Origin of the sequence: Thermobifida cellulosilytica TB100 (assembly GCF_001517975.1) — a bacterium.
GTDB classification, from domain to species: Bacteria; Actinomycetota; Actinomycetes; order Streptosporangiales; family Streptosporangiaceae; genus Thermobifida; species Thermobifida cellulosilytica.
Genome location: NZ_KQ950184.1, coordinates 162,471 through 168,928, shown reverse-complemented (window position 1 = coordinate 168,928; position 6,458 = coordinate 162,471). Strand labels below are relative to the sequence as shown.

7 protein-coding genes and 6 tRNA genes are annotated in these 6,458 nt (G+C 73.2%); 10 read left to right on the top strand and 3 right to left on the bottom strand.

Annotated features, from left to right (window positions below; all coding sequences use genetic code 11):
* On the bottom strand, positions 1-759 hold a 759-nt coding region (locus AC529_RS15335), incomplete at its 3' end, for an aminotransferase class IV (protein WP_083948306.1).
* A 314-nt stretch (positions 760-1,073) separates the two neighbouring features.
* Between AC529_RS15335 and AC529_RS15330 the strand changes: the two genes are divergently transcribed.
* From AC529_RS15330 to AC529_RS15315, 4 genes are all read left to right on the top strand, one after another.
* Entirely contained in the window at positions 1,074-1,505 is a 432-nt protein-coding gene (locus AC529_RS15330; protein ID WP_068757891.1) for a roadblock/LC7 domain-containing protein, read from the top strand.
* A gap of 138 nt (positions 1,506-1,643) precedes the next feature.
* Positions 1,644-1,716, top strand: a tRNA-Gly gene (locus AC529_RS15325).
* Positions 1,717-1,763: 47 nt separating this feature from the next.
* Positions 1,764-1,836, top strand: a tRNA-Gly gene (locus AC529_RS15320).
* Positions 1,837-1,862: 26 nt separating this feature from the next.
* Positions 1,863-1,937, top strand: a tRNA-Val gene (locus tag AC529_RS15315).
* Between the two features lie 138 nt (positions 1,938-2,075).
* Here the strand turns inward: AC529_RS15315 and AC529_RS15310 are convergent.
* Positions 2,076-2,450, bottom strand: coding sequence for an FKBP-type peptidyl-prolyl cis-trans isomerase (locus AC529_RS15310; protein WP_068757890.1), 375 nt, complete (start codon positions 2,448-2,450; stop codon positions 2,076-2,078).
* Positions 2,451-2,621: 171 nt separating this feature from the next.
* On the opposite strand from AC529_RS15310, the gene AC529_RS15305 reads away from it, so the two are divergent.
* Positions 2,622-3,134 (top strand): gluconokinase, encoded by a 513-nt coding sequence (locus AC529_RS15305; RefSeq protein WP_068758068.1) that lies wholly within the window; start codon positions 2,622-2,624, stop codon positions 3,132-3,134.
* Between the two features lie 12 nt (positions 3,135-3,146).
* Here the strand turns inward: AC529_RS15305 and AC529_RS21190 are convergent, their stop codons facing one another.
* Positions 3,147-4,373, bottom strand: a complete 1,227-nt coding sequence (locus AC529_RS21190) for a molybdopterin molybdotransferase MoeA (protein WP_083948304.1) — start codon at positions 4,371-4,373, stop codon at positions 3,147-3,149.
* 179 nt (positions 4,374-4,552) lie between these two features.
* Between AC529_RS21190 and AC529_RS15295 the strand changes: the two genes are divergently transcribed.
* From AC529_RS15295 to AC529_RS15275, 5 genes are all read left to right on the top strand, one after another.
* Positions 4,553-4,625, top strand: a tRNA-Gly gene (locus AC529_RS15295).
* 41 nt (positions 4,626-4,666) lie between these two features.
* Positions 4,667-4,737: transfer RNA gene (locus AC529_RS15290), tRNA-Cys, on the top strand.
* 18 nt (positions 4,738-4,755) lie between these two features.
* Positions 4,756-4,830 (top strand) — tRNA-Val (locus AC529_RS15285).
* A 215-nt stretch (positions 4,831-5,045) separates the two neighbouring features.
* Complete coding sequence (locus tag AC529_RS15280; RefSeq protein WP_068757888.1) at positions 5,046-5,582, top strand: YbhB/YbcL family Raf kinase inhibitor-like protein; 537 nt, start codon at positions 5,046-5,048, stop codon at positions 5,580-5,582.
* 106 nt (positions 5,583-5,688) lie between these two features.
* Positions 5,689-6,342 (top strand): HAD family hydrolase, encoded by a 654-nt coding sequence (locus AC529_RS15275; protein ID WP_068757886.1) that lies wholly within the window; start codon positions 5,689-5,691, stop codon positions 6,340-6,342.
* The last annotated feature ends 116 nt before the right edge of the window (positions 6,343-6,458 follow it).

Here is a 6,458-nt window from a genome sequence, read left to right as displayed (position 1 = left end):
TTTTTTTGACTGCTGCGCCGACCCCCAAAATCTACCCCCTCCCCCCCCCCGCGCCCCTCCCCACCCCCCCGGCAGCGCCGCCATCGGCACGTCCTCCTCCTCACCGCCGACCCACTCCAGCACCAGCTCCCGGGTGATCCCCGCGAGCGGCCCCGCCGACAGCGGCGGGGTGAGGAGCCGACCGCCCAGGACCACGAAGACGTTGCTCCCCGTGCCCTCGCACAGGTTGCCCGCGGTGTTGGCGAAGAGCGCCTCGCCGGCGCCCCGGCGGCGCGCGTAGTCGAGGGCGAGCACGTTCTCCGCGTAGGAGGTCGTCTTCAGACCGCTCAGCGCGCCGTTCTCGTTGCGGGTCCAGGGCACCACGGCCACGTCCACCGTCGGCGCGGGCCGGGGGAACGGCCCCACGGCCACCATGACGGTCAGCTCCCGGCCGGTGCGTTCGGAGCCCAGCGGCCCCGGTCCCCCCGTCACGGTGATGCGCACCCGGCTGGGGTCGGTGTCCGGGTTGGCCTCCAGCGCCCGGCGCACCCCCTCGCGGACGAGGTCGAGGTCGATCTCCCCCAGGCCCAGGCCGTGCGCCGACCGGGCCAGCCTGCGCAGGTGACGGGTGAGCGCGAACGCCTGGCCGCCCACCGACTTGACCGTCTCGAAGACCCCGTCGCCGACAGTGATGCCGTGGTCGAGCGCCGGAAGCCGCGCCTCGCTCTCGTCCACCACGCGACCGGAGCCGTAGCCGGCCCCGGAGATCCAGATCTTCATGCCTCTCCCCTTCCCCTCCTCCTGCAGGTCCCCGTTCTGCCCCACCACGCAACCGGACCGCCGTCAACAGGTGTGACCGGCTCCGGCCGGACCTGTCCGGGACACGGGGGCAGGGGGTACCGTACCGATTCGTGTGGGGCGCCCGTCCACCCTCCTGCACAGCGACGACCTCACCGAATCCCCAAACACATCACAAATGGCTATCATCTGGGCAACGCTCGTAGGACTACTGACAACCATCCGCCGGTGACCGCCGATCCCCGACCCGGTTCCGGTCCGTCCATTCCCACACGACGACACAGATCAAGAGAGCCATGACCTCACGGAGCACCGCCCCTGGCGAACTGAGCTGGCTGCTCGACGACCTCCTCACCCGAGCGGAGGGCACGCACCACGCGATCGTGCTGTCCACCGACGGCCTGCTGATGGCCTCGTCGAGCAAGCTGGCCCGTTCCGACGCCGAGCAGTTGTCCGCCATCGCCTCCGGGTTGCAGAGCCTGGCCGGGGGGGCGAGTCGGCGCTTCGGCTCCGGAAACGTGCGACAGAGCATCATCGAGATGGACCGGGCGTTCCTCTTCGTCGCCGCAGCCGGCGAAGGAGCCTGTATGGCCGTACTCGCCGACTCCGAGTGCGACGTCGGCATGGTCGCCTACGAGATGAACATGGTCATCCAGCGCGTCGGCCAGTACCTGGCCGCGCCTCCCCGGCCGGACATCCCGCTGCCCCCCGACCCCACCGCACAGTGAACCGTCCGTCCGGTCGGCGCTCCGTCCTCGCCGACCGGACGGCGCGTCCGGCGCCGCCGAGTTTGTGGGACCGCGGGAATCCGCTACAGTTCTTACCGCAGCAGGAGACACCCCCTCCGGGGACGGAGTCTCTGCCGCGCGGACGTGGCTCAGTTGGTAGAGCATCACCTTGCCAAGGTGAGGGTCGCGGGTTCGAATCCCGTCGTCCGCTCGAAGTACCTCCGGGTACTCCACCAGATGTGGGGCTTTGCGCACCACGCGGACGTGGCTCAGTTGGTAGAGCATCACCTTGCCAAGGTGAGGGTCGCGGGTTCGAATCCCGTCGTCCGCTCGCGGCAGAGATCGCAGCAGGATCTCGGGCGATTAGCTCAGTGGGAGAGCGCTACCTTGACACGGTAGAGGTCACTGGTTCAATCCCAGTATCGCCCACCAGAACGGAAACGCCGAAGGGGCTTCCTCCGCGGAGGAAGCCCCTTCGGCGTTTCCGTGTCCCTGTCCGGCCCGGGGTGCGAGGACCGCTCTCGTCCGCCGTCCCCGCACCCCGGCCTGCCGCGCAGGCCTCGACCCGGCTCAGTCCACGCCGAGCAGGTCGACGACGAAGACCAGGGTCTCGTTGGGCTTGATGACCCCGCCCACGCCGCGGGCGCCGTACCCCAGGCGCGGCGGGATCACCAGCTTGCGCCGACCGCCCACACGCATGCCCAGCACGCCCTGGTCCCAGCCCGCGATGACGTGCCCCGCGCCCAGGGGGAAGCGCAGCGGTTCCCCGCGGTTCCAGGAGGCGTCGAACTCCTCGCCGGTGGAGTGGGCCACACCCACGTAGTGGACGCTGACCACGGAGCCGTGCACGGCCTGCGCACCGTCCCCGACGGTGATGTCGGTGATCTCCAGGTCGGCCGGCGGCGGGCCGTCGATGAAGTCGATCTCGGGACGCTCAAGCGCCATGGGGGCCTTCCCCTCAGTCGTGATGGGCAACAAGGTCATCAGCATAGGAGGTCGCACGGCCCGGTCGGACCGGAGCTGCGCGCTGCGGCCCGCGGGCCTTGCGCAACCGCGCCCGCTGTGCCACCCTGCGGAGCCGCGCCGGTGCGGGCGGCCTCGACCGAGGGAGCGGGCATGCATTTCGTGTTCATGGGGATCTCCGGAAGCGGAAAGACCACCGTGGCGCGCGGGGTCGCCGAGCGGCTGGGGCTGCCGTTCGCAGACGCCGACGACTTCCACCCCGCGGCCAACATCGCCAAGATGTCGAACGGCATCCCGTTGACCGACGCCGACCGCCTCCCCTGGCTGCGGACGCTGGCGGCCTGGCTCGGCGAGCGGGAGCGGCACGGCGAGTCCTCGGTGCTGGCCTGCTCGGCGCTGCGCCGCTCCTACCGCGACATCCTGCGCGGCGGCGCCCCCGGGGTCTTCTTCGTCCACCTGCACGGCTCCGCCGACCTCATCGCCGAGCGGCTGCGCAGCCGCCGCGGCCACTTCATGCCCGCAGGGCTGCTGGACTCCCAGCTCTCGGCCCTGGAACCGCTGGAACCGGACGAGGCGGGCACGATGCTGGACGTCGCCGACTCCCCCGAGGTCCTGGTGGAGAAGGCCGCGCAGCTCGCCTCCTCGGCGCTGGCGGCGGACGGGTAGCGCCCTCGGCTCTCACCCCGGCAGCCAGAGCACCTCGACGTCGCCCCCGGTCCAGCCGGGCGGCAGCACGGCCAGCGCGTCGGCCGCGGCGGCGCCGCGCAGCGAGGCCGGGCGGTCGTGCCCCACGGGGCGGGCGCGGTCGCCGACGACCCGGACCGCGACCAGCCGGGTGTCGTGCTCGTGCACGCTCACCTGCCCGTCGAGACGGCAGCGGGCGGTGCGGCCCGGCTCGACCTCGGCCCGGCCGGTCATGGCGCGCAGCAGCGGGAGCAGCAGGGTCAGTCCGGCGACCAGGGCCGCGCCCGGGTTGCCGGGCAGTCCCACCACCACGGGGCCGGGCCGCTGCGCCCCGCCCAGCCGGGCGAGCAACTGCGGATGCCCGGGGCGGCAGCGCACGCCGTCCACCAGGACCTCGGCCCCCAGCTCGGCGAGCGCACCGCGCAGGTGGTCGGCGGGCCCGGCCGAGGAGGCGCCGCAGACCACGACCACCGACTCGCCGTCGCCGTCGGCCAGCGCCGAGACCAGCGCGCCGAAGCCGTCGGGGATGCAGCGCAGCGAGGTGAGCACGCCGCCGCCCGCGGCCACCAGGCCGGGCAGCACCGGGCCGATGGCGTCGCGCACCGCTCCGGGGCCGGGCACCCCCGTGCGGACGAGCTCGTCGCCGCTGACCACGGCGCGCACCCGGGGCCGGTGGACGGGCAGGCGGTCGTGGGCCAGGCTCGCGGCCAGCCCGAGCACCGCGGGGGTGACCACGGTCCCGGCAGGCAGCACGGTCGCGCCCTCGGCGGTCTCCTCGCCGCGGCGCCGCACGTGGCGGCCGGGCCGCACGGTTCCGGTGAGCGTGTCGGCGTCGCGCCGGGCCTGCTCGTAGGGGAGCACGGCGTCGGTCCGCTCCGGCACCCGCGCCCCGGTGGCGACCTCCACGGCCTGTCCGGCCGAGAGCACGATGCCGTGCGGCTGGCCGGCCAGCACGCGCCCGCGGACCGTCCAGGGCCCGGCCCCGCAGACCGCGTAGCCGTCCATGGCCGCCGCGTCGTAGGCGGGGGCGGCGATCCGCGCCCGCAGGTCCTCGGCGAGCACCCCGCCCAGGGCGTCGGCCAGCGGCTCCCAGCGCGGTTCGCCGGGGCCGCACCGCCGCCCCAGCGACCGGGCCGTCTCTCGCGCCACCGGCCAGGGCAGGGCCGCCCCGTGCCGTCCGTTCCCCGTCCGCGCCGTGCCGGGATCGCCGTGTCGTCGCACGTCTCCCTTATATCCCCCCGGCCCGGCCGCCTCCCGTGCGACACCGGTGTCCGGCCGGGTCGGACGGCCTCTCCGGGGCCCGGAGGACGTATGTCGATTTGCTGTCTCGCCAGATTCCGCTACAGTTCTTAATGCACGACGGTGCGGAACCGGGAGTCCGGCAAGGCACCGAGCGTCGCGCGGACGTGGCTCAGTTGGTAGAGCATCACCTTGCCAAGGTGAGGGTCGCGGGTTCGAATCCCGTCGTCCGCTCGGAGACCGACGGTATGGCTTTCCCGCCGTCTGTTTTATCCGGTGGAGTGGCCGAGAGGCGAGGCAGCGGCCTGCAAAGCCGTCCACACGGGTTCAAATCCCGTCTCCACCTCTGAAATCCCGGCTACCGGGGCGATTAGCTCAGTGGGAGAGCGCTACCTTGACACGGTAGAGGTCACTGGTTCAATCCCAGTATCGCCCACCAGTCGTTCTGTGCAGCGGCCCTGGTTCCCCTCGGGGAACCGGGGCCGCTGGTGGTTTTCCGGCCTCCGACAGCAATGGTGTCCTGTTTCACTTTTCTGCCCGCTCTGCTGCGCCGCGGCGGTCGGGCGGGCGGAAACGCGGCGGACCGCGCCGGCTCCGACCATACTGGCCTGGGTAAGGGGGCAGACGCCCGCAAACGACCGTCTGGAGGTTTTCATGGCCCGACCGCCGTCTCCCTACGACTTCCTGCCGCAGGTCCCCTCCTTCACCGTCACCAGCAACGACGTCTCCGACGGCAAACCGCTGGCCAAAGCGCACGTCAGCGGAGTGATGGGGGCCGGCGGGGAGGACGTCTCCCCGCACCTGGCGTGGAGCGGCTTCCCCGAGGGGACGCGGAGCTTCGCGGTGACCTGCTTCGACCCCGACGCGCCCACGGCCAGCGGGTTCTGGCACTGGGCGGTGTGCGACATCCCGGTGGGGGTCACCGAACTGGCCACCGGCGCGGGCGGGGAGGACGGCTCGGGCCTGCCCCCCGGGGCGGTGACGCTGCGCAACGACGCCGGCAGCCGGCGGTTCGTCGGCGCGGCCCCGCCGTCGGGGCACGGCCCGCACCGCTACTTCTTCGTCGTCCACGCCGTGGACGTGGAGAGCCTCGGGCTCGACGAGTCGACGCCGCCCGCCGTCCTCGGGTTCAACCTGTTCTTCCACACGCTGGGCCGGGGCATGATCGTCCCGACCTACGAGGTGCCCTGACCCGCACGGCGCCCGGGCCGCTCCGCGGAGCGGCCCGCTCCTCCGGCCGCGCCGCGGGGCAGGGTCGTCCTCCGCCGCCTGCACCTGCCGAACAGGAGGAGACGACGTGACGCCGCTGCCCGGGGCAGAGCCCCTCTCCCCCGTCACCACAGTGGTCCTCGACTACGGCGAGGTGGTGTCGGTACCGCCGCCCGCGGCGGTCCGCGCCCGCCTGGTGGAACTGAGCACCGCGCCCGCGGAGGAGTTCTGGGACGCCTACTGGGGGGAGCGGCGCGCCTACGACTCGGGGATCAGCGCCCACGAGTACTGGGACCGCGTCGGCGCCCGACTCGGCGTGTCGTGGCCGCCCGCGGTGCGACAGGAGCTGTGGGCCACCGACATGGGCGGCTGGCTGCTGCCCGATCCCGGGGTCGCCGCCCTGGTCGCCCGGCTGGCCGCCGGGCCGACCCGGCTGGCGCTGCTGTCCAACGCCCCGCACGACCTCGCCGCCGTGCTGCGGTCCGCACCGCTGCTGCACGGCTTCGACGCCCTGTTCTTCAGTTGCGAGATCGGGCTGTGCAAGCCCGATCCGGCGGTGTACGGGCACGTGCTGCGGGAGCTCGGCGCCGAGCCCGGCGAGACCCTCTTCGTCGACGACCGGGAGGAGAACGTGCGCGCCGCCGCGCGGCTGGGCATCCGTGCCCACCGCCACACCGGGACGCGCGACCTCGCCGCTCTGCTCGACCGGGTGCTGGAGGGCGGCCCCGTGTCCGGGGGATAGCCTCCTCCGCCGGTGCTCCGGCCGCCCCGGAACACCGGTCCCACGGGCGACGCGGGCGACCCGGACTGCTGTTCTCCACGGGCATCCCGACGTATCGTGAGGGAGACCCCGTCGGT